The organism is Kitasatospora atroaurantiaca (genome assembly GCF_007828955.1).
Lineage (GTDB): Bacteria > Actinomycetota > Actinomycetes > Streptomycetales > Streptomycetaceae > Kitasatospora > Kitasatospora atroaurantiaca.
The window spans coordinates 4,590,158-4,611,206 of sequence record NZ_VIVR01000001.1 but is presented as its reverse complement, the minus strand read 5'-3'; the positions used below and the strand labels follow the sequence as shown (position 1 = coordinate 4,611,206).

The following is a 21,049-nucleotide window of genomic DNA, read 5'->3' as shown; positions in this document are numbered from 1 at the left end:
AAACATTGTCCATGGGTGAATGCTGGACACCAGCGTAGGGGGTGCAGGTCGGCCCCGGTCGCCCCGCCTGGAGGTTGCTTCGACCGGACACCATCGGCACGGGCCGTCTTCGGGGTTTGACCGGTTCTTGGCCGGTTCTTGGTCAAATCTTGGTGAGTGCCTTCGCCAGCGCCTCGGCGACCCTGCTCTGCTGATCCTCCGTGATCTGCGGATAGAGCGGCAGCGTCAGGATCCGGCCCGCCGCCCGCTCGGTGACGGGGAAGCTGCCCTCGGCGTACCCGAGCCCGCGGAAGGCGGGCTGCAGATGGACGGGGACGGGGTAATGGACACCGGCACCGATCCCGGCGGCCTGCAGTTCGGCGAGGACCTCGTCCCGGCCGCGCTCGACCTGCACCGCGTAGAGGTGCCAGACGTGTTCGTTGCCCGGCAGGGTGCGGGGCGTGCTGAGCCCGTCCAGGCCGGCGAGCAGCCGGTCGTAGCGGGCGGCGGCGGCGCGGCGGGCCTCGTTCCAGGCGGGCAGGCGGCGGAGTTTGGCGCGCAGGACGACGGCCTGCAGGGTGTCCATCCGGGAGTTGAAGCCGAAGCGCTCGTGGACGTACTTGCGGCCGGAGCCGTGGTCGCCGGTCAGCCGGACGGCGGTGGCCAGCTCCTCGTCGTCGGTGACCACCGCGCCGGCGTCGCCGTACGCGCCGAGGTTCTTGCCCGGGTAGAAGCTGGTGGCGGAGATCCGGCCCCAGGAGCCGGAGAGCCGGCCGTCCTGCCTGGCTCCCTGCGACTGGGCACCGTCCTCGACCACCGGACGGCCCTCGGCCAGGTCCAGCAGCGGCCGCATCGGGGCGAGTTGGCCGTTGAGGTGGACGGGCAGCAGGGCGGCGGCGCCCGGCAGTGCCTCCGCGACGCGGGCCGGGTCGATCAGGAGGTACTCCGGGTCGGCGTCGACCAGGACGGGCCGTAGCCCGGCCCTGACCACCGCCTCGGCGGTGGCGACGAAGGTGTTGGCGGGCAGCACCACTCCGGCGCCGGGCGGGAGTTCGAGAGCGCGCAGGGCGAGCTCCAGGGCGTCGGTCCCGTTGGCGGTGCCGACGGCGTGCCGGACGCCCGAGAAGGCGGCGTACTCGGCCTCGAAGGCGGCCACGTCCGGGCCCTTGATGTACGCACCGGAGGCGAGCACCCGGTCGAAGCCCTCGCGCACCTCCTCGGCGACCTCGGCGTGGGCGGCTTGCAGGTCGACGAGCGGGATGGCGGTCATGCGGATGGCCTCTCAGCTGGTTCGATGTGCAGGGAGAGGGCCCCGCCGGAGACGCAGGCCCCGGTGGTGGTGTCCCACTTCCAGTGGTGGCGGGGGCACTCCACGACCCCGCCGGTGATCTCGGCGTGACTCAGGTCCTCGCCGGCGTGCGGGCAGTAGCGCTGCAGCCGCAGGCCGTCCCGCTCGATGGTCTCCACCGGACCGGCCCGCTCGCGCACCAACTGCCGGGTCTGGGCGGGCTGATGACCGTAGCGGAGCAGGCTGAGCATGGTGAGGTCGAAGACGTCCGGGTCGCGGTGCAGGCTGAGCCGCATCGAGAGCAACGCCTCCTCCCAGCCCGCCCGGCCGTCCAGGACGGCCCGCAGCGCGCGGGGCGGGATGCGGATCACATACGCCGGGTCGACCGGTTCGTCCTCCAGCTCGACCTGTGCCGCCAGGCCGCCCAGGGTGAGGCCCCAGGCGGTGCCTCCGGTCTCCAGGCGCAGATCGCGCCGGTAGTCGGCGAGCAGCGGGCGGTTGAGCCGCTGGAGCCGGGCGAAGTGCGCCTCGACCTCCTCGGCCGTGACGGGGGCGGGCTCGCCCTCGTGGTACGCCTCCCAGTCGGCGCAGCGGCGCTCGCGGTAGTCGGCGAGGTAGCCGGCGGGGTCGGTGAACCAGCGGCCGGGCGGGGCCGGGGCGGCGACCAGGTCGCCGGGGGCGGTGCGGACGACCCGCGTCTCCGGGCAGACGGCGGCGAACACGGGTGCGACGTCCTCCCAGTGCGGGAAGATCGTCGCGTCGCGGTCGTTGAAGCGGTCCAGCTCGGGGTCGAGGAAACAGGCCGGGCCGGCCGACGGGAGGTAGGCGCGGGCGCCGGTGAGCTTGACCTTGCGGGCGAGGGTGTCGAGCAGGTCGGACCGGACGGCGGCGGTCTTGGCGGCCATCATCTCGGCCGGGTAGTCGTAGGCGTTCGGGTACCACATGGCGCCGGAGTACTGGGCGGCCAGCAGGTCGACGTCGCCCGGGAGTTCGGACATCGGGGTGTTGCAGTCGTTGAGGTCGAGGAAGCGGTAGCCGCCGAGGTCGAGCAGCAGCCCGCTGTCCTCCTTGTGGCTGGTGTCCAGCAGCATCGTCGCCGTGCTGTCGGGCCCGAGCCGGTGTTCCTCGCGGTGCCCGAGCAGCACCTGCTGCCCGAAGCCGAGCGCGGCGAGGCTGCGGCTCAGCGACTTGGTGCGATAGCGCGGCACCAGGACGGTGACGTCCCTGGAGAGCTGGGCGAGCAGCCGCCGGTCGAAGTGGTCCTCGTGGGTGTGCGAGATGTACAGGTAGTCGTAGCGGCCCGCGACCACCTCGGGCAGCAGGTCCCGGTTGTCCGGGTAGGGGAACCACGCCTCCAGGAAGGCCGGGTGGAACCACGGGTCGATCAGGATGCGCAGCCCGGCGTGCTCGACCACGAACCCGGCGTGGCCGAGGTGTCTGATCGAAGGGATCACCCGATCAACTCCCGGAGTCCGGCGATCACCCGGTCCTGCTGGTCCTCGGTGAGCGAGTGGTAGAGCGGCAGTATCACCGAGCGGCCGGTGATCAGCTCGGTGACCGGCAGCGGGACGCGCGCCGTGCCCTTGTACGGGGCCTCCAGGTGGGCCGCCATGATGCCGCGACGAGCGGAGATTCCGACGGCTGCAAGGCCGGCCAGCAGCTCGGTGCGGTCGAGGGCGCCGTCCGGCAGCAGCAGCCAGCAGGCCTGGAAGTTGCCGGTACCGTGCTCCGGGTCGGCCACCAGCCGCTCCCCGAGCGGCCCGAGCAACTCGCGGTAACGGTCGGCGAGTTCACGGCGGCGCCGGACCATGGCGGGCAGCTTGCGGAGCTGGACCAGGCCGACGGCCGCCTGGATGTCGGTCATCCGGTGGTTGAAGCCGATCTCGTCGTACGTCTCCAGCACACTCGCACCGCCACCCGCGGCGTGCCGGTCGGACGCCGAGACGCTCATCCCGTGCTCGCGCAACCGCCGCAGCCGGGCGGCGACCTCGCCGTCCTGACAGGTGACCATGCCGCCCTCGCCGGTGGTGAGCAGCTTGCGCGGGTGGAAGGAGTACGCGGCGAGCTGCGCCGTACTGCCCACCGGGCGGCCCCGGTAGAGCGAGCCCGCGCCGCAGGCGGCGTCCTCGACGACGGTCGCGCCGAGCGGCTCCACCAGCTCCCTGATGGCGTCCAGGTCGACCGGGACACCGCCCTGGTCGACGGCGATGACCGCCCTGGTGCGGGCCGTCAGCAGCGGCGCGACGGTCTCGGCCGTGAGGTTCCCGGTGGCGAGCTCGACGTCGGCGAAGACGGGCGTGGCGCCGACGTAGGTGACGGCGTTGGCGGTCGCGATGAAGGAGAGCGAGGGCACCACCACCTCGTCGCCGGGGCCGACGCCCGCACCGATCAGGGCCAGGTGCAGCGCGGTGGTGCAGGAGGAGACGGCGACGGCGTGCGGGACGCCGAGATGGGCGGCGAAGGCCCGCTCGAACTCGGCGACCCGGGGCCCCTGGGCGACCCAGCCGGAGCGTACGGCGTCCGCCGCGGCCTGGGCCTCCTCCTCGCCGAGCCAGGGGATCATGACGGGGATCGTGGACACGATGAGCTCCGAACTCGTATGGGTACCCCCGGGGGCGCGGGGAACTGCGCCACCAGGGCACGACGTTGGTGCACGGTTGCGCGCGCAGTTCCCCGCGCCCCCGCAGGTTGGCCGAACGTGATTGGCTGACCTACTGCTCGCGCCACCAGGCGACCAGCTGGCGCAGGCCCTCGTCGAGGCCGAGCTCGGGCTTCCAGCCGAGGTCGCGTTCGGCCGCCGAGATGTCGGCGAGGCGCCGGACCACGCCGCCCGCCGTGCCCCGGGCGGGGCCGTGCTCGACGTCCAGGTCCGCCCGGTCCATCGCCTGCAGCAGGGCGTCCGCGAGCCCCCGCAGCGAGACCTCGGTGCTGCTGGCGATGTTGTAGACCCGGTCGGTGACGGGCGCCGTGGCGGCCAGAAGGTTGGCGCGGGCGATGTCCTCGGTGTGGACGAAGTCCATGGTCTGCGCGCCGTCGCCGAAGATCAGCGGTGGCTGCCCGGCGGCGATCCGCTCCATCCAGCGGATGAAGACCTCGGTGTACCGGCCGTGCACGTCCATCCGGGGCCCGTACACGTTGAAGTAGCGCAGGGCGACGTAGTCCAGCCCGTACATCGCGTGGAAGCTGCGCAGCAGGCCCTCGTTGAAGACCTTGGCGGCGCCGTAGAGGGTGTCGTTGTTGTAGGGGTGCTGGGTCTCGGGGGTCGGGAAGGTGTCGGCGAGGCCGTAGACCGAGGCGGTGGAGGAGGCGATGACCTTCTTCACGCCCTTCTCGACCGCTGCCTCGACCACGTCGAAGGTGCCGTCCACCATGATCTCCAGGGCCAGCCGGGGTTCGGTGGCGCACTGGGTGATCCGGATCGCGGCGAGGTGGAAGAGCAGGTCGGTGCCCGGGTCCAGCAGCTCGCGCAGTAGCGTACGGTCGCGGATGTCGCCGTCCACCACCCGGAGTTGGCCGGGCTCGGCGATCTCCTGGGCGTGGGCGAGGTTCTCCGTCCGGCCTCGGACGAAGTTGTCCAGGACGACGACCTCGCGGGCCCCGCCCTCGATCAGCCGGTCGACCACGGTGGAGCCGATGGTGCCGGCTCCGCCCGTGACCAGGCAGCGGGAGCCCTCAATGGCGACAGCGTTCATCGGGCGGAGGCCCTCTCCTGAGCGGTGATCAGTTCCATGTCCGAATCGGTGTCCACCGGCACGGTGGCGCCGCCGAGTTCGAGGCTGCGGGAGGCCGCGTGCAGCAGGCGCAGCACCCGCAGTCCGGAGCGCCCGTCGGTGAGCGGCGCGCGCCCCTCGGTGATGGCGGCGGCGAACTCGGCCATCACGTTGCGCAGCGCCTCCTGCTCGACCAGCGCCGGGGCGACCATCTCGCCGACCCGGTACGAGATCAGCGCCTGGTGGCGGATCGCGTCGGTCAGCTCGTCGGGCGGGGTGAGGTCGACGCCCCGGTCGTGGACGGCGAGGCGGGCCTGCGGGTTGAGGTCGTCCCAGACCAGGGTGCGGCGGGAGCCGCCGATCAGGGTGGTCCTGACCTTGGTCGGGGAGAGCCAGTTCACGTGGCAGTGGGCCAGCGCGCCGTTGCTGAGGCGCACCGTGAGGTACGCCACGCAGGCGCGGCCGGCGCCGATCGGGTCGGCGCCCTGGGCGCTCACGCCGACCGGCTCCACGCCGGGCGGCAGGACGAAGTCGAGGATGGAGAGGTCGTGCGGGGCGAGGTCCCAGAGCACGTCCACGTCCGGCTGGACCAGGCCGAGGTTGATCCGGACGGAGTCGAAGAACTGGATGTCGCCGATCTCCCCGCCGTGCACCAGCTCGCGGATCCGGCGGACCACCGGCGTGTAGCAGAAGGTGTGGTCGCACATCAGCACCAGGTCGTTGGCCTCGGCCAGCTCGACCAGCTCGGCGGCGTCCTCGGCCGAGGTGGTGATCGGCTTCTCGACCAGGACGTGCTTTCCGGCCTCCAGCGCGGCCCGCACCAGCTTGTAGTGGGCGGCGGCGGGAGTGGCGATCGCCACGGCCCGTACCCGCTCGTCGGCCAGCACCTCCTCGAAGGAGGTGGTCGACCGGACGGTGCTGTACTCGCCGAGCACCCGGCGGGACTTCGCCTCGTCCAGGTCGCAGAGCCAGTGCAGCCGCAGCCCGGCCGTCTGCTGGGCGTTGCGGACCAGGTTCGGCCCCCAGTACCCGGCGCCGACCACCGCCAGTCCGATCCGCTCGGCGGGCCGTGGCTCCGGCGCTCCCGGCGTCGGTACGTGTTCGCCCGGTGCTTCGTGAGCCACGTCACCGGATCCGTCACTGGGTGCATACGTCATCGCAAGACCCCCCTTGCTCGGCGCCGAGGCCTCCTCGCCCCGGCTGCCCCGACTGCCTGTCGAGCCAGGGCGGAACCGCCCCCCGCAGTTCAACTCCCCTGGCCTCGCTGCTGGAACGCTACCGGCCGCCACCACCGGCCGGGGCCCGAATCCGGAAACCGATTGCACGACTTGTGCCCAACCGGGGGGCGCGCGCACACCGTCCGTACACCCCGGCGCTGCGTGTGTCGGCGACGTTTGGCAGGCTTGCCCCCTACCGTGTGTTGTCACCGACCGTCAGCAGAATCCCGGCAGCCGAGAACCGCCGGCCAACAGAGAGTGAGGAGCAGCAGTGGACCCTTCGGAACAGCCCGGCGCGACGCCGCTGCTGCGCCACCACCGGGACAGCCTGCTGCCCGCCGTCGCGGCCGCGCTCTCGCTCAAGAACGGCGAGGTGCACACGCTGGCCGGCGACAAGTCGGACGCGCTGCCCGCGCTGCACCCGCTGGTCGGCGAGTTCCTGGCCGAGCTGCCGGCCGAGCACCGCGAGCGCTTCCTCGGCCGCTGCCCGGAGGCGGTACTGCTCTCGCAGTACCTGGCCACGGTGGACACCGGCCGGTCCAAGCGCGCCGCGCGCAAGCCGCTGAGCCTGCAGGACGCCCGCAAGGCGCTCAAGGGCTCCCGGCTGACCACCGTCCGGATCCGCGAGGAGGGCGACCCGGCCCACGGCACCCATGCGCCGCCGTGCCGGTCCTGCGCTCCGCTGCTCGACCACCTGAACGTCGCGAGCGTCGCCGTCGGGCCGTCGGCGCGCTGAGCCGCCGCCGAGCGCCCGCCGTCCTGTCCCCCAGCCTCTGGAGCACGCCCTGAACCCGTCCGCCGTCCGCACCCAGCCCCGCTTCCCGGCCGAGGTCGCCGCCGCCCTCAAGCAGGCCGGCTGGCATCCCGGTCGCTGGCAGATCCGCCAGGCCGAGGAGTGGGCGGACGTCCTGGTCGCCCACGGCGACGCCCAGGGCGTCGGGCACTCGGTGTTCCCGGCCGCCATCGAGGCATGGGCCGAGTTCGGCGGGCTCTCCTTCGACCTGGCCGGCGCCGGTCGCGGGATGGCTCGTACGCCGTTCCTGCTCGACCCGCGCTGCGGGCTGCACCAGCCGCGTACGCTGGCCGACCTCGGCCGCGCCCTGGGCAGCCGGATCGCCCCGCTGGGCGAGGAGTTGTACGGTCAGGCGCTGCTCGCGATCGACGAGGAGGGCCGGGTGTTCAGCCTGGACCACACCGGCGAGTGGTACCTCGGCGGCTCCATCGACAAGGCGGTGGCCACCCTGGTGCTGGGCGTGCCGCCCGAGCGGCTGCGGACGAGTACCGCGTGACTGTTTTGTCCAATCCCCTGCCGGGCCACCCTCGTTGACGCCACACTGAGCCCCACCTGAATGTGGAGCTTTCGAGGGGACAAGTGGGGGGATTCGCGATGAGCGTCCAGACGGCCGCAGCGCCGGCACCGTCCGTCACCCAGGTCCGGTCCGAACGCCAACCACTGTTCGACAACGCCAAGTTCGCCGCTGTCGCCCTGGTGGTCTGCGCCCACACCTGGATGCCGCTGCTGGAGGTCAACCGCACCGTCGCGGCCACCGTGCTGACCATCGCGGCCTTCGCGATGCCGGTGTTCGTCACCCTGTGCGGCTACTTCGCCCAGCCGAGACCGGGCCGCCCGCAGGTCGACGGCGCCCGGCTGATCGGCCAGATCGCCGTGCCGTACCTGATCTTCCAGGTGCTCTACAACCTGGTCGGCATGGCCCTGGAGCAGCGCGTCCAGCCGATCCGGCTGCTGGAGCCGCGCTGGCTCACCTGGTTCCTGCTCTCGCTGCTCGTCTGGCGGCTCACCGTCCCGATCTGGACGGCCCTGCGCCACCCGCTGCCGGTCGCGGTCCTGATCGCCGCCGGCTCGGGTGCGGTGCACGCCTATCCGGCGGAGCTGGCACTCGGACGGACCCTCAGTTTCCTGCCCTGGTTCGTCCTCGGCCTGGTCCTGCGCCCGCACCACTTCACCGCGCTGCACCACCGGACGGTCCGCCGGATCGCGCCGCTCGGCCTGCTGGCCGCCTTCGCCGCGATCTGGCTGGCCGCACCCAAGCTGCTCAACCCGGCCTGGGTCGAGTACACCCAGAGCGCCGAGCAGCTGCACGTCGGCTACCCGGTCTGGCTGGGCGTCAGAGCGGCCTTCGGTCTGCTCTCGCTGGTCGCGTCCGCGTCCTTCCTGGCGCTGCTGCCGGCCCGCCGCACCCGCTACACCGCACTCGGCGCCGCCTCGCTGTACGTGTACCTGCTGCACGGGCTGCCGCTCAAGCTGGTCCAGGCATCGGGTATCTACCACGCCCGCAAACTGCACCACGCGTACACCGCGCTGCCGCTGCTCGGCGCCTTCGCCCTGACCCTGGCCGTGGTGCTGAGCCTGCCGCCGGTCGTGCGGGTGCTCACGCCGCTGGTGCAGCCCCGGCTCGACTGGCTGCTGCGGAGCGAGCGGTCAGGAAAGCCGCTCGGCCTGCACCGCGAGGCGTGACGGCAGCACCGCCTCGACCCGGAAGCCCCCGCCCTCGTCCGGACCCGCCGCGAAGGTACCGCCCAGGGCCAGCACCCGCTCCTCCATCCCGACCAGGCCGTTGCCACCACTGGGCAGCACGACCTTCTCCCCGCCGCCGGAGCAGTCGTTGACCACGGCGACGCGCACCCCGTTCGGCACGTATGCCAGCAGGACGGCGACCTGCGCGCCACCCGCGTGCTTGTGCGCGTTGGTCAGGCCCTCCTGGACCACCCGGTACGCGGTCTGCTCGGCCTCGGTGCTGAACGGCCTGCGGGTGCCGCTGACCGTCAGGGTCACCCGCATCCCCGCCGCCTCGGACTGCTCCACCAGCCGGGGCAGCTCGGCCAGGCTGTCCAGGTGCCCGTCCACGGTCTCGGACATCCGCAGCACCCCGAGGATCTCGCGCAGCTCGTTCAGCGCCTGGCGGCCCACCTCACCCATCAGCTTGGCGCTCTGCTGCGCCTTCTCCGGGTCCTTGGCGACGATCCGCTCCAGCGCCCCGGCATGCACCACCATCAGGCTCACCCGGTGCGCCACGACGTCGTGCATCTCCCGGGCGATCCTGGTCCGCTCCTCCAGCCGGGCCCGCCTGGCCCGCTCCTGGGCCTGCTCGGCCAGCAGGTCCAGCTCGGTCTCCAGACCGTGCGCCCGGTCCTTGAGCGACTCGACCAGGCGGCGGCGGGCGCCCACGTACAGGCCCGTGACCACCGGCGGCACCGTGAGGCCGACCGCGACCAGCACCGCCAGCAGGACGAACAGCCAGGTCGGCGGCAGCGTCTCGCCCGGCTGCGCCTCGGTGTTCAGGAAGGAGAAGAGGACCATGCCCAACGACTCGACGAAGGCCAGCGCCGACAGCCCCACCACCCGCCGTCGCCGCGACGGCCACTCCCAGGTCGCCGCCAGGCTGTACAGCGACACCACCAGCAGCACCACGCCGAACAGCCCCGGTACGAAGACCAGCGCCACGACCACCGGCACGGCCGGCCAACGCCGCCGCACCACCAGCGTGGCCCCCGCCAGCGCGCCCAGCACCGCCGCCGTCACCGCGGCCGGGAAGCCCCAGTGCAGCCGGCTCCCCACCATCGTGTACGCGCCCACGGCGCACTCCAGGCCGGCCAGTGCGGCCAGGCCGATGTCCAGCAACGCGCTGCGGCGCCGCTCCCACCACCACAGTGGCCGGGCCGGCCCGCCCCCCTCAGGCGACTTGCTCATGAGGAACAGCCTACGCACGCGGCCAACGCTTTTACGGCACAGGCAGGCACCGCCTTCGGCGCGCAGACGGGCACGCCTTCAGGACGCAGGCGGGCACGCCTTCAGGGGCGCGGGGAACTGCGCGAAACGGGAGGGCACCACGGTCAGCCGGGCGCACCGAGCAAGGTGCAACTGGCTCCCGCTGAACAGGTGCCGCGTGGAGTCTTCCGATTCGCGCAGTTCCCCGCGCCCCTGGAGGTGCCCATCAGCGGATGCTCGCCGCCGGCGTGTCCGGCATCCGGCCACGTCTCGGACCGGGCACCCCGTGACACCTATGCTGGTCGCGTCGGACAGCGCGGTCCGAGAGCCGTTGCCGAACCCCACCACCAGAGGGAGCCAGCCGTGACCGCTCCGGTCCCCACCCCGGCGGACAGCCCCAACCCGATCGCCGACAACGCCGCTCTGCGCGCGGACATCCGGCGCCTCGGCGATCTGCTCGGCGAAACCCTGGTACGCCAGGAGGGCCCCGAGCTGCTGGGCCTGGTCGAGCAGGTCCGCCTGCTCAGCCGTACGGATGGCGAGGCGACCGCGCAGCTGCTCGCCGAGATCGACCTGGACACAGCCGCCAAGCTGGTCCGGGCCTTCTCCACCTACTTCCACCTGGCGAACGTCACCGAGCAGGTGCACCGAGGCCGCGAGTTCGCCACCCGCCGGGCCCGCGAGGGCTCGCTGCTCGCCCAGACCGCCGACCAGCTCTCGGACGCCGACCCGAAGCACCTCGCGGACACCCTGGCCCACCTGGCCGTCCGGCCGGTCTTCACCGCGCACCCGACCGAGGCCGCCCGCCGCAGCGTCCTCAACAAGCTCCGCCGGATCGGCGAGCTGCTCGAACGCATTCACCGTGAGCACGTCGCCTCCGGCCTCTCCACGTCCGACCCGGTGCGCCACTCCTCCGCCAAGCGCCAGGCGGACCGCCGCCTCGCCGAGGTCATCGACCTGCTCTGGCAGACGGACGAGCTCCGCATCGCCCGCCCCGAGCCCACCGACGAGGCCCGCAACGCCGTCTACTACCTGGACGAGCTCTACCGCGAGGCCGTCCCCGAGGTGCTGGAGGAGCTGCACGAGGAGCTCTCCCGGGTCGGCCTCACCCTCCCCGAGGGCGTCCGCCCGCTGACCTTCGGCACCTGGATCGGCGGCGACCGCGACGGCAACCCGAACGTCACCCCGCAGGTCACCTGGGACGTCCTCAACCTGCAGCACGAGTACGGCATCAAGGACGCCCTGGCCGCCGTCGACGACCTGCGCAACTCGCTCTCCACCTCGGTCCGCCTCGCCGGCGCCTCCCCCGAGCTGCTCGAGTCCCTGGACGCCGACCTCAAGCTGCTCCCCGAGCTCAGCCCGCGCTACAAGCGGATGAACGCCGAGGAGCCGTACCGCCTCAAGGCCACCTGCGTCCGCCTCAAGCTGGAGAACACCCGCGAGCGCCTGGCCGCGGGCACCCCGCACCTCCCCGGCCGCGACTACCTCGGCACCCGCGAGCTGGTCGCCGACCTGAAGCTCATTCAGGACTCGCTCCGCAGCCACCGCGGCGGGCTGATCGCCGACGGCCGACTGGCCCGCGCCATCCGCACCGTCGAGGCCTTCGGCCTGCAGCTCGCGACGATGGACGTCCGCGAGCACGCCGAGGCCCACCACCACGCGCTCGGCCAGCTCTTCGACCGCCTCGGCGAGGAGGCCTGGCGCTACGCGGACATGCCGCGCGAATACCGCCAGAAGCTGCTCGCCAAGGAGCTCCGCTCCCGCCGTCCGCTCGCGCCCACCCCGGCGCCCCTGGACGCGGCCGGGACCAAGACCCTCGGCGTGTTCAACACCATCCGCGAGGGCTTCGACCGCTTCGGCGACGAGATCGTCGAGAGCTACATCATCTCGATGTGCCAGGGCGCCGACGACGTCTTCGCCGCCACCGTGCTGGCCCGCGAGGCAGGGCTGATCGACCTGCACGCCGGGATCGCCAAGATCGGCATCGTGCCGCTCCTGGAGACCACCGACGAGCTGCAGCAGGCCGACCGCATCCTCGACGAGATGCTCTCCGACCCCTCCTACCGCCTGCTGGTCTCCCTGCGCGGGGACGTCCAGGAGGTCATGCTCGGGTACTCGGACTCCTCCAAGTTCGGCGGCATCACCACCTCCCAGTGGGAGATCCACCGCGCCCAGCGCCGCCTGCGCGACGTGGCCCACCGCTACGGCATCCGGCTGCGGCTCTTCCACGGCCGCGGCGGCACCGTCGGCCGCGGCGGCGGCCCCTCGCACGAGGCGATCCTCGCCCAGCCCTGGGGCACCCTGGAGGGCGAGATCAAGGTGACCGAGCAGGGCGAGGTGATCTCGGACAAGTACCTGCTGCCCTCGCTGGCCCGGGAGAACCTGGAGCTGACCCTCTCCGCCACCCTCGCCGCGTCCGCCCTGCACACCGCCCCGCGCCAGGCCCCCGAGGAGCTGGCCCGCTGGGACGCCGCGATGGACCAGGTCTCCGAGGCCGCGCACACCGCGTACCGGGCCCTGGTCGAGCAGGAGGACCTGCCGAAGTACTTCTTCGCCGCGACCCCCGTCGACCAGCTCGCCTCGCTGCACCTGGGCTCCCGCCCGTCCCGCCGCCCGGACTCCGGTGCGGGCCTGGACGGCCTGCGGGCCATCCCGTGGGTCTTCGGCTGGACGCAGTCCCGCCAGATCGTCCCGGGCTGGTACGGCGTCGGCTCCGGCTTGGCCGCCGCCCGCGAGGCGGGTCTCGGCGACGTGCTGGACGAGATGCACGGCCAGTGGCACTTCTTCCAGAACTTCCTGTCCAACGTCGCCATGACGCTGGCCAAGACCGATCTGCGCATCGCCCGCCACTACGTCGAGCAGCTCGTCCCGGCCGAGCTGCACCACATCTTCGACCAGATCGTGGCCGAGCACGACCTCACCCTGAAGGAGGTGCTCCGCCTCACCGGTGAGAGCGAACTCCTGGAGCACAACGAGGTGCTGAAGCAGACCTTCACCGTCCGCGACGCCTACCTCGACCCGATCTCCTACCTCCAGGTCGCCCTGCTCCGCCGCCAGCGCGACGAGGCCGACCGCGGCCGCCCCGAGGACCCGCTGCGGGCCCGCGCCCTCCTCCTGACCGTCAACGGCATCGCGGCGGGCCTGCGCAACACCGGCTGACACCAAGCACATCGGGCCCGCACCTCCTCGAAGGTGCGGGCCCGACATGCTCGAGCGGCTCCGACCTACTGGTCCTGGGTCAGCACCTTGGCGACGTACGGCTTGTAGCGTTCCATGACCTCCTGGCGCACCTTGTCGGCCCAGGGGCTCCGGAGGAGAAGCCCACTCCCGTCCGGCAGCACATAGACGTCGGGGATCGCCACGCCCTTCGAGTTCCAGTACGTGTCTGCCTTGATCTGCTCCACCGCCGGCTGAAGCTGCTTCCGCGTGAACTTGGCGTCGATGAAGACAAGCGTGACACCGGGCTTCTTCAGCCGCCTGGTCAGCTCGGCGTCGAAGTAAAAAAGTGGGGCCGACCGTTGCCGGTCAGCCCCACTCTGCGAGAACTCGCTCAGTGAATCGTCACCTTGCCCGTACGCTTGCGCCGCAGCCACATCGCCGCACCGCCCGCGACCACCACCAGCCCGCCGCCGACGGCGTACAGGCCCGCCGAGTCGTCGATCCTGCCCGTGACGGGCGGAGTCAGCTGAGCGGCGGCCGGCTCGGGCGAGCTCACCGGGCCCGCCGTCGAATCGGCGGCCTGCGCCGCCGGTGCACCCAGTGCGGTGACGGCGACGACCAACGCTGCGCCACCGACAGCACGCCCCACCAGGACGCGATGTGACCGAACCACGGCCCCTACCCCCAGATCCAACCCCTCAACCCTATGAGTACGGTCAGACCGTATCGGAGAAGTCGGGTCGTTCCCATACCGTTTCGGCGCCACCGGCCAAGCGTTGTACGACCGTTGCGCAAGGGCATTCGAGAGGCTGACGGTGAGTCAGGAGTTGTACGTGCTCTGTGCTCTCTCCAGACCCTCCGTCAGCAACGCCTCGACCGCGTCGGCCGCACGGTCGACGAACCAGTCGAGCTCCTTGCGCTCCGTCGAGGAGAAGTCCTTGAGCACGAAGTCCGCCACCTCCATCCGGCCCGGCGGGCGGCCGACCCCGCAGCGCACCCGGTGGTACCCCGGGCCCAGCGACTTGGTGATCGACTTCAGGCCGTTGTGGCCGTTGTCGCCGCCGCCGAGCTTGAGCCGCAGCGTCGCGTAGTCGATGTCCAGCTCGTCGTGGACCGCCACGATCGCCGAGGTGGGTGCCTTGTAGAAGTCGCGCAGGGCGGTGGTCGGGCCGCCGGAGAGGTTCATGAAGGACATCGGCTTGGCCAGCACCACCCGCTGCCCGCCGATCCGCCCCTCGGCCACCTGGGCGCGGCTCTTGTGCGCCTTGAACTTGGCGCCGATGCGCTGCGCCAGCAGATCGACCACCATGAAGCCGATGTTGTGCCGGTTGCGGGCGTAGCCCTCACCCGGATTGCCCAGGCCGACGACCAGCCAGGGGCCTGTGTACTCCTCGTCGCTCATCGAGCGCTCCTCACTTCCGACGACGCCATCATCCCGGACACACCGCTGCCCCGGCCTCTCCATCGCGGAGCGGTCGGGGCAGTGGTCAAGCAGAGCGTGAGGCTCAGGCCTCGGCGCCGGCCTCGGCCTCGGCGGCCTCGGCGTCGGCGTCGGCCTGCGAGGCCTGGGCGCCGATGATCTGCAGCACGACGGCGTCGCCGTCGACGGCCAGGGTGGTGCCCTTCGGCAGGGTGATGTCCTTGGCGTGGATGGAGGCGCCGGCCTCCAGGCCCTCGACCGAGACGGTGACGGACTCGGGCAGGTGGGTGGCCTCGGCCTCGACCGGGAGGGTGTTCAGCACGTGCTCGACCAGGTTGCCACCGGGGGCCAGCTCGCCCTCGACGTTGACCGGGATCTCGACGGTGACCTTCTCGCCGCGCTTCACCAGCAGCAGGTCGACGTGCTCGATGGTGCGCTTGATGGCCTCACGCTGCACGGCCTTCGGCAGCACGAACTCGTCCTTGCCCTCGATCGGCACGACCAGCAGGGCGTTCGGGGTCTTCAGGGCCATCATCAGGTCGTGGCCGGGCAGGTTCAGGTGAACCGGGGCGTGGCCGTGGCCGTAGACGACACCGGGGACGAAGCCGGCACGGCGGGCGCGACGGGCGGCACCCTTGCCGAACTCGGTGCGGGTCTCGGCGGCAAGGCGGATCTCGGACATGCTGCACTCCTGGAGGAAACGGGTGCAGAAGCGAAAAAACCGCCGAAACCACACCCTCAAGTACTTGGGGCAGCTCGGCGGATATAGATCCAGCGCGTCGATAACGGAGCGCAGATGGCATCCCTCGCCGAGCAGTCTCACGAGTCTAACCGCAGCCGTCGTCAACCAAGAAATCGGCCCCCGGTGCCGAACGCAGCACCGGGGGCCGATCTCCGCGTACGAGGATCAGTGCACGCCCTCGAAGAGGCTGGTGACCGAGCCCTCCTCGAAGACCTCGCGGATCGCCGCGGCGATCGACGGGGCGATGGAGAGGGTGGTGACCTTGTCGAGCTGCAGCTCGGCCGGGGTCGGCAGGGTGTTGGTGAAGACGAACTCGCTGACCCGGGAGTTCTTCAGGCGGTCCGCGGCCGGGCCGGAGAGCACGCCGTGGGTCGCGGCCACGATCACGTCGGCGGCGCCGTTCTCGAACAGCGCGTCGGCGGCGGCGCAGATCGTACCGGCGGTGTCGATCATGTCGTCGACCAGGACGCAGACCCGGTCCTTGACGTCACCGACGACCTCGGCCGACAGGATGGTGTTGGCCTGGCTCATGTCGCGGCGCTTGTGGATGATCGCCAGCGGGGCGCCGAGCCGGTCGCACCACTGGTCGGCGACCTTCACCCGGCCGGCGTCCGGCGAGACGATGGTCAGCTTGGAGCGGTCGACCTTCTCACCCACGTAGTCGCAGAGCAGCGGCAGCGCGAACAGGTGGTCCACCGGGCCGGAGAAGAAGCCCTGGATCTGCGCGGTGTGCAGGTCCACGGCCATGATCCGGTCGGCACCGGCCTGAGCCAGCAGGTCGGCGACCAGACGGGCCGAGATCGGCTCGCGGCCCAGGTGCTTCTTGTCCTGCCGGGCGTACCCGTAGAACGGCAGGATCGCGGTGATGCTCTTGGCCGAGGCCCGCTTCAGAGCATCGATCATGATCAGCTGTTCCATGATCCACTGGTTGATGGGAGCCGTGTGGCTCTGCATCACAAAGCAGTCCGCGCCACGCGCGGACTCCAGGAAGCGGACGTAGATCTCGCCGTTGGCGAAGTCCAGGGCCTTGGTCGGAACCAGCTCGGTGCCCAGTGCCGCGGCCACCTCCTTCGCCAGCTCCGGGTGGGCACGGCCGGAGAAGAGCTTCAGCTTCTTCTCACCCGACGTCGTGATCCCGCTCACTGCACCGTCTCCTCGTGTTGCTGACGCACATGAACCCGCCGCGCCGCACCCAGAGCAGCCGAGCTGCTCGGGCCGGTGGTCAACGGGGGATTGGGAGTACGCCCAGGCACGGGCCTTAAGCCCAATGGCGCACGTATGTACACCAGGTTACGCGCCCGAGCCGGAAGCGTCCGCCCCGGGACCACTCCTCAAGATCCCCCCTGGGCCGTTCAGGCCTCCTTGGGCCCGGCAGCCTCGGCCGCCACGCGCGCGGAGTCCGTACCCGGCCGCTTGCGCTCCACCCAGCCCGCGATGTTGCGCTGCTGCGCCCGCGCCACCCCCAGCGAACCGGCCGGCACGTCGTTGGTGATCACCGAACCGGCCGCCGTGTAGGCGCCGTCCCCGACCGTCACCGGTGCGATGAACATGTTGTCCGAACCCGTGCGGCAGAAGGACCCGATGACCGTCCGGTGCTTGTTCACCCCGTCGTAGTTCACCGTGACGGACGCCGCACCGATGTTGCTGCCCTCGCCGATCGTGGTGTCCCCGATGTAGGACAGGTGCGGGACCTTGGAGCCCTCGCCGATCTCCGAGTTCTTGATCTCCACGTACGTCCCGGCCTTCGCCTTGCGGGCCAGCCTCGTCCCCGGACGCAGGTACGCGTACGGGCCCACCGAGGCCAGCTCGCCGATCTCCGCGCCGATCGCCGTGGTGTTGCTCACATGGGCGCCCGCGCCGACCGTGGTGTCGGTCAGGGTGCAGTTCGGACCGACCTCGGAGCCTTCGCCCAGGTGGGTGGCGCCCTGCAGCTGGGTGCCCGGCAGCACCACCGCGTCCGGCTCGTACGTCACCTGCACGTCGAACCAGGTCGACGCCGGGTCCACCACCGTCACGCCCTCGCGCATCGCCCGCTCGACCAGCCGGGCGTTCAGCGTCCGCCGCGCCTCGGCCAGCTGCACCCGGTCGTTGATGCCCAGGATGTCGCGGAAGTCACCCGCGACCACGGCGCCGACCCGGTGGCCGGCCGTCCGCAGGATCTCCAGGGTGTCGGTGAGGTACTCCTCGCCCTGCACGTTGTCCGTATCGAGCCGGCCCAGCGCCTCGGCCAGCAGCTCGGCGTCGAAGGCGAAGACCCCCGAGTTGATCTCGGCGATGGCCCGCTGCGCGTCGGTCGCGTCCTTCTCCTCGACGATCGCGGCGACCGCGCCGTCGAACTCGTCGCGCAGGATCCGCCCGTACCCGAAGGCGTCCGGGACGACCGCCGTGAGCACCGTCACGCCGTTGCCCTGCGCCGCGTGCTCCCCGACCAGCGAGGCCAGCGTCGCCCCGGTCAGCAGCGGCGCGTCACCGGTGGTGACCACCACCGTGCCGTCCAGCTCCACCCCGTCGGCCGCCAGCGCCTCCAGCGCCGTACGCACCGCGTGGCCCGTACCGTTCTGCTCCACCTGCACGGCGGTGCGCACCCCGGGGTACAGCTCCGCCAGGTGCGCCTGCACCTTCTCGCGCATGTGTCCGACCACCACGACCAGCTGCTGCGGCGTCAGCTCCTGCGCCGCGGCCACCGCGTGCCCCACCAACGACCGCCCGCAGATCGAGTGCAGCACCTTCGGCAGGCTCTTGGACTTCATCCGAGTCCCGCCACCAGCGGCGAGCACGATCACGGCAGCGGGGTTGTTGGCACTCACGCGGGAGGCTCCTCGGTCGTCGCACAGGGAGGGGAGGGTCGGCCCGGTCCGCAGTCGCACATCCGGGCCCGGGCAGCTCCGAGGATAGTGCGGCGAGGCCGGTCCAGCAGTCAGCCCCCGGCCCGCTCTAGCCGGGCCGGGGGCTGCTCATCGTGCTCCCGGAGGAGGATTCGAACCCCCATAAGCTGGACCAAAACCAGCTGTCCTGCCCTTAGACGATCCGGGACGGACGTTCTCCGCGCCGCCCGCCGACCGGCAACGCGGTCCATAGCCTACGGGGTGCGGGCCCCCCGCATCCACCACCATTCCGGGCCGCCCGTGCGACACGTCTTCCCATCGGGGGCCGCAGTACCTACGATGCCGTAAGTTACGGATACGTAGGTACTGCTCCTCCCCTCAAGGACGCCCCCATGACCATGCAGGCCAGCGAAGCGCGCCCCGGGGCCGCCGAGGTCGATCTCTCCCGGATGTCCGCCACCAGAGGTGGCGAGAAGCAGGGTCTCGCCGAGCGGGTCACGCTCGGCTTGTTCATCGGGGTGCCGTTCCTGGCGCTGCTGGCCGCGGTGCCGGTGGCCTGGGGCTGGGGGCTCGGGTGGGTGGATCTGTCGATCGCGACGGTGATGTACTTCCTCGCCTGCCACGGGATCACCATCGGCTTCCACCGGTACTTCACGCACGGCTCCTTCAAGGCCAACCGCGCCCTCACGCTCAGCCTGGCGATCGCCGGCAGCCTGGCCATCGAGGGCCCGCTGGTGCGCTGGGTGGCCGACCACCGCAAGCACCACCGCTTCAGCGACAAGGACGGCGACCCGCACTCGCCGTGGCGCTACGGCGAGAGCGTGCCCGCGCTCATGAAGGGCCTGTGGTGGGCGCACATGGGCTGGCTCTTCGACGAGGAACAGACCCCGCAGCTGAAGTACGCCCCCGACCTGGTGAAGGACCCGGCCATAAGGCGGATCTCCCGCCTGTTCTGGCTCTGGACGCTGATCTCGATGCTGATCCCGCCGCTGGTCGGCGGCCTGCTGTCGATGTCCTGGCACGGCGCACTGACCGCCTTCTTCTGGGGCTCGCTGGTGCGGGTCGCACTGCTGCACCACGTCACCTGGTCGATCAACTCGATCTGCCACGCGATCGGCGAGCGGCCGTTCAAGTCGCGCGACAGGTCGGGCAACGTGTGGTGGCTGGCGGTGCTGTCCTGCGGTGAGTCCTGGCACAACCTGCACCACGCGGACCCGACCTCGGCCCGGCACGGGGTGCTGCGCGGACAGGTCGACTCCTCGGCCCGGCTGATCCGCTGGTTCGAGCTGGCGGGGTGGGCGAAGGACGTCCGCTGGCCGGACGCGGAGCGGATCGCCGCCCGCCGCGCCGCATGAGGCGGTCACTGCAGCATGATGTAAGGGTGAACGGGAGCAACGGAGACAGCGCAGGCGGCCATCAGACCTCGCGAGCGGGGGCCGCGGGCGGGGCAGGCCCCCGTACGCGCTCCGCTGCGCCCGGCAGGCCTGCCAAGGGCGGCCGGGTCCGGATGACCGGCAAGCAGCGGCGCGAGCAGCTGCTCGACATCGGGCGCACGGTCTTCGCGGAGCGCGGGTACGACGGCACCTCGGTCGAGGAGATCGCCGAGCGGGCGGGCGTGTCCAAGCCGGTGGTGTACGAGCACTTCGGGGGCAAGGAGGGGCTGTACGCGGTGGTGGTCGACCGCGAGATGCAGCTGCTGCTCGACATGGTGACCGGGGCGCTGACCGGCGGGCACTCGCGGGAGCTGCTGGAGCAGGCCGCGTTCGCGCTGATGGACTACATCGACACCTCCACGGACGGCTTCAAGATCCTCGTCCGGGACTCCCCGGTGGCCCAGTCGACCGGCTCGTTCGCCTCGCTGATCAGCGACATCGCGGTACAGGTCGAGGACATCCTGGGGCTGGAGTTCAAGGCCCGCGGTTTCGACTCCCGGCTCGCCCCGATGTACTCGCAGATGCTGGTGGGCATGGTCGCGCTGACCGGGCAGTGGTGGCTGGAGGTGCGCAAGCCCAGCAAGGCGGACGTGGCCGCGCACCTGGTCAATCTGGCCTGGCACGGCCTGGAGGGCATGGAGCGGCATCCGACGCTCGTGGGCGAGCGCAAGCAGTAGTGCCAGCTGCGCCGGGGGAAGTCTTGACGTCAAGAGGCTTCATATCGACACATCCCCCGATACACTGATCCACATGGAGGACGAGGTCGACCGCCTGGTCGCAGCATGGCGCCGTGAGCGCCCGGACCTCGACGTGGAACCGCTCGAGGTGCTCAGCCGGGTCAGCCGGCTCGCCCGGCACCTGGACCGCGCCCGCCGTACCGCCTTCGCCGAGCACGGTCTGGAGCCCTGGGAGTTCGACGTGCTGACGGCCCTTCGCCGGGCCGGTTCCCCCTATCAGCTCTCCCCCGGCCAGCTGCTCACCCAGACCCTGGTGACCTCCGGCACCATGACCAACCGGATCGACCGTCTCACCGGCAAGGGCCTGGTCAAGCGCCTGCCCGACCCGGACGACCGCCGAGGCGTACTCGTCCGGCTCACCGATGACGGGCGCGACCGCGCGGACCAGGCGCTCGCCGGGCTGCTCGCGCACGAGCGTGCCCTGCTCGCCGAGCTCTCCGCGGGCCAACAGGGCGAGCTGGCAGGGCTGCTGCGGCAGCTGGTGGCTCCGTTCGACAACATCCCGGGCTGAGGGCATCCGCCAGTAGGCAGCGCAGCCAGTTGCACTGTCCAGAGGCGCGTGGGGGCACCTCCCGGCCGAAGGCTGGGGGAGAACTGCGCGCAGCGGTAGGGCACAGGTCGTTGCCTTCCGTCTCGCGCAGTTCCCCGCGCCCCTTGTGGTTGGCCCGTTGCGCCGGTCCGGTGTCGGCCGAGCGGGCGATCCCGCCGCCGGGCGTACCGCATGACAGCCTGTCAGCGGCTCGGCTCTCACCCGAATGCGTCCGGCCCCCGACGGGTGGCCCGGCCTTCGGCGTGCTCTGCTGAAAGCCCGG

General features: G+C 71.5%; 19 protein-coding genes and 1 tRNA gene. 7 read left to right on the top strand and 13 right to left on the bottom strand.

Features of this window, described 5'->3' with window-relative positions; all coding sequences use genetic code 11:
* Positions 1-142: 142 nt before the first annotated feature.
* The 5 genes from FB465_RS21180 to FB465_RS21160 form a co-directional block, all read right to left on the bottom strand.
* A complete protein-coding gene (locus FB465_RS21180) occupies positions 143-1,249 on the bottom strand; it encodes a DegT/DnrJ/EryC1/StrS family aminotransferase (RefSeq protein ID WP_145792826.1) in 1,107 nt (368 codons plus the stop codon).
* Positions 1,246-2,721 carry an MBL fold metallo-hydrolase gene (locus FB465_RS21175; RefSeq protein WP_145792825.1) on the bottom strand — a complete coding sequence of 492 codons (1,476 nt, stop codon included), beginning with the start codon at positions 2,719-2,721 and terminating at the stop codon, positions 1,246-1,248. The genes FB465_RS21180 and FB465_RS21175 overlap by 4 nt, the downstream gene beginning before the upstream one ends.
* The gene (locus tag FB465_RS21170) at positions 2,718-3,848 is read right to left on the bottom strand and encodes a DegT/DnrJ/EryC1/StrS family aminotransferase (RefSeq protein WP_246192761.1); all 1,131 of its coding nucleotides are present in this window, start codon (positions 3,846-3,848) and stop codon (positions 2,718-2,720) included. Before FB465_RS21170 ends, FB465_RS21175 begins: the two co-directional genes overlap by 4 nt.
* 130 nt (positions 3,849-3,978) lie before the next feature.
* Entirely contained in the window at positions 3,979-4,959 is a 981-nt protein-coding gene (locus FB465_RS21165) for an NAD-dependent epimerase/dehydratase family protein (RefSeq protein ID WP_145792823.1), read from the bottom strand.
* On the bottom strand, positions 4,956-6,101 hold the full coding sequence (locus tag FB465_RS21160) for a Gfo/Idh/MocA family protein (RefSeq protein ID WP_246192760.1): 1,146 nt from the start codon (positions 6,099-6,101) through the stop codon (positions 4,956-4,958). The genes FB465_RS21165 and FB465_RS21160 overlap by 4 nt, the downstream gene beginning before the upstream one ends.
* Positions 6,102-6,465: 364 nt before the next feature.
* On the opposite strand from FB465_RS21160, the gene FB465_RS21155 reads away from it, so the two are divergent.
* The 3 genes from FB465_RS21155 (at position 6,466) to FB465_RS21145 (ending at position 8,670) form a co-directional block, all read left to right on the top strand.
* On the top strand, positions 6,466-6,930 hold the full coding sequence (locus FB465_RS21155; protein ID WP_246192759.1) for a YwqJ-related putative deaminase: 465 nt from the start codon (positions 6,466-6,468) through the stop codon (positions 6,928-6,930).
* Between the two features lie 37 nt (positions 6,931-6,967).
* Positions 6,968-7,483 carry an SUKH-3 domain-containing protein gene (locus FB465_RS21150; RefSeq protein WP_145792819.1) on the top strand — a complete coding sequence of 172 codons (516 nt, stop codon included), beginning with the start codon at positions 6,968-6,970 and terminating at the stop codon, positions 7,481-7,483.
* Between the two features lie 98 nt (positions 7,484-7,581).
* Positions 7,582-8,670: an acyltransferase family protein gene (locus tag FB465_RS21145; RefSeq protein WP_145792817.1), complete on the top strand. Its 1,089-nt coding sequence runs from the start codon at positions 7,582-7,584 to the stop codon at positions 8,668-8,670.
* Here the strand turns inward: FB465_RS21145 and FB465_RS21140 are convergent.
* The gene (locus FB465_RS21140) at positions 8,635-9,903 is read right to left on the bottom strand and encodes a sensor histidine kinase (protein ID WP_145792815.1); all 1,269 of its coding nucleotides are present in this window, start codon (positions 9,901-9,903) and stop codon (positions 8,635-8,637) included. The genes FB465_RS21145 and FB465_RS21140 overlap by 36 nt on opposite strands.
* A 381-nt stretch (positions 9,904-10,284) precedes the next feature.
* On the opposite strand from FB465_RS21140, the gene ppc reads away from it, so the two are divergent.
* Entirely contained in the window at positions 10,285-13,080 is a 2,796-nt protein-coding gene (gene ppc / locus FB465_RS21135) for a phosphoenolpyruvate carboxylase (protein WP_211785828.1), read from the top strand.
* Positions 13,081-13,145: 65 nt separating this feature from the next.
* On the opposite strand, the gene FB465_RS21130 is transcribed toward ppc, so the two are convergent.
* The 7 genes from FB465_RS21130 to FB465_RS21100 form a co-directional block, all read right to left on the bottom strand.
* Positions 13,146-13,514, bottom strand: coding sequence for a hypothetical protein (locus tag FB465_RS21130; protein WP_145792813.1), 369 nt, complete (start codon positions 13,512-13,514; stop codon positions 13,146-13,148).
* Positions 13,472-13,729, bottom strand: coding sequence for a hypothetical protein (locus FB465_RS21125; RefSeq protein ID WP_145792811.1), 258 nt, complete (start codon positions 13,727-13,729; stop codon positions 13,472-13,474). The genes FB465_RS21130 and FB465_RS21125 overlap by 43 nt, the downstream gene beginning before the upstream one ends.
* A 171-nt stretch (positions 13,730-13,900) precedes the next feature.
* Positions 13,901-14,482 carry an aminoacyl-tRNA hydrolase gene (pth, locus tag FB465_RS21120; RefSeq protein WP_145792809.1) on the bottom strand — a complete coding sequence of 194 codons (582 nt, stop codon included), beginning with the start codon at positions 14,480-14,482 and terminating at the stop codon, positions 13,901-13,903.
* 103 nt (positions 14,483-14,585) lie between these two features.
* Positions 14,586-15,182 (bottom strand): 50S ribosomal protein L25/general stress protein Ctc, encoded by a 597-nt coding sequence (locus tag FB465_RS21115; protein ID WP_145792807.1) that lies wholly within the window; start codon positions 15,180-15,182, stop codon positions 14,586-14,588.
* 225 nt (positions 15,183-15,407) lie between these two features.
* The gene (locus tag FB465_RS21110; RefSeq protein WP_145792805.1) at positions 15,408-16,385 is read right to left on the bottom strand and encodes a ribose-phosphate diphosphokinase; all 978 of its coding nucleotides are present in this window, start codon (positions 16,383-16,385) and stop codon (positions 15,408-15,410) included.
* A 209-nt stretch (positions 16,386-16,594) separates the two neighbouring features.
* The gene (gene glmU / locus FB465_RS21105) at positions 16,595-18,049 is read right to left on the bottom strand and encodes a bifunctional UDP-N-acetylglucosamine diphosphorylase/glucosamine-1-phosphate N-acetyltransferase GlmU (protein ID WP_145792803.1); all 1,455 of its coding nucleotides are present in this window, start codon (positions 18,047-18,049) and stop codon (positions 16,595-16,597) included.
* Positions 18,050-18,204: 155 nt separating this feature from the next.
* Positions 18,205-18,275 (bottom strand) — tRNA-Gln (locus FB465_RS21100).
* A gap of 184 nt (positions 18,276-18,459) precedes the next feature.
* Between FB465_RS21100 and FB465_RS21095 the strand changes: the two genes are divergently transcribed.
* The 3 genes from FB465_RS21095 to FB465_RS21085 all read left to right on the top strand — a co-directional run bounded on the left by FB465_RS21095 (position 18,460) and on the right by FB465_RS21085 (position 20,748).
* Positions 18,460-19,422, top strand: a complete 963-nt coding sequence (locus tag FB465_RS21095; protein WP_145792801.1) for an acyl-CoA desaturase — start codon at positions 18,460-18,462, stop codon at positions 19,420-19,422.
* Between the two features lie 152 nt (positions 19,423-19,574).
* Positions 19,575-20,177, top strand: coding sequence for a TetR/AcrR family transcriptional regulator (locus FB465_RS21090; RefSeq protein WP_246193262.1), 603 nt, complete (start codon positions 19,575-19,577; stop codon positions 20,175-20,177).
* Positions 20,178-20,250: 73 nt separating this feature from the next.
* Positions 20,251-20,748 carry a MarR family winged helix-turn-helix transcriptional regulator gene (locus FB465_RS21085; protein WP_145792798.1) on the top strand — a complete coding sequence of 166 codons (498 nt, stop codon included), beginning with the start codon at positions 20,251-20,253 and terminating at the stop codon, positions 20,746-20,748.
* Positions 20,749-21,049 lie beyond the last annotated feature (301 nt).

What these genes read in the sequence shown, in the direction of transcription:
- FB465_RS21085 (WP_145792798.1), top strand. Translation starts at nt 20,251, where the DNA reads ATGGAGGACGAGGTCGACCGCCTGGTCGCAGCATGGCGCCGTGAGCGC.
- FB465_RS21180 (WP_145792826.1), bottom strand. Translation starts at nt 1,249, where the DNA reads ATGACCGCCATCCCGCTCGTCGACCTGCAAGCCGCCCACGCCGAGGTC.
- FB465_RS21140 (WP_145792815.1), bottom strand. Translation starts at nt 9,903, where the DNA reads ATGAGCAAGTCGCCTGAGGGGGGCGGGCCGGCCCGGCCACTGTGGTGG.
- FB465_RS21145 (WP_145792817.1), top strand. Translation starts at nt 7,582, where the DNA reads ATGAGCGTCCAGACGGCCGCAGCGCCGGCACCGTCCGTCACCCAGGTC.
- FB465_RS21165 (WP_145792823.1), bottom strand. Translation starts at nt 4,959, where the DNA reads ATGAACGCTGTCGCCATTGAGGGCTCCCGCTGCCTGGTCACGGGCGGA.
- FB465_RS21115 (WP_145792807.1), bottom strand. Translation starts at nt 15,182, where the DNA reads ATGTCCGAGATCCGCCTTGCCGCCGAGACCCGCACCGAGTTCGGCAAG.
- pth (WP_145792809.1), bottom strand. Translation starts at nt 14,482, where the DNA reads ATGAGCGACGAGGAGTACACAGGCCCCTGGCTGGTCGTCGGCCTGGGC.
- FB465_RS21095 (WP_145792801.1), top strand. Translation starts at nt 18,460, where the DNA reads ATGACCATGCAGGCCAGCGAAGCGCGCCCCGGGGCCGCCGAGGTCGAT.
- FB465_RS21090 (WP_246193262.1), top strand. Translation starts at nt 19,575, where the DNA reads ATGACCGGCAAGCAGCGGCGCGAGCAGCTGCTCGACATCGGGCGCACG.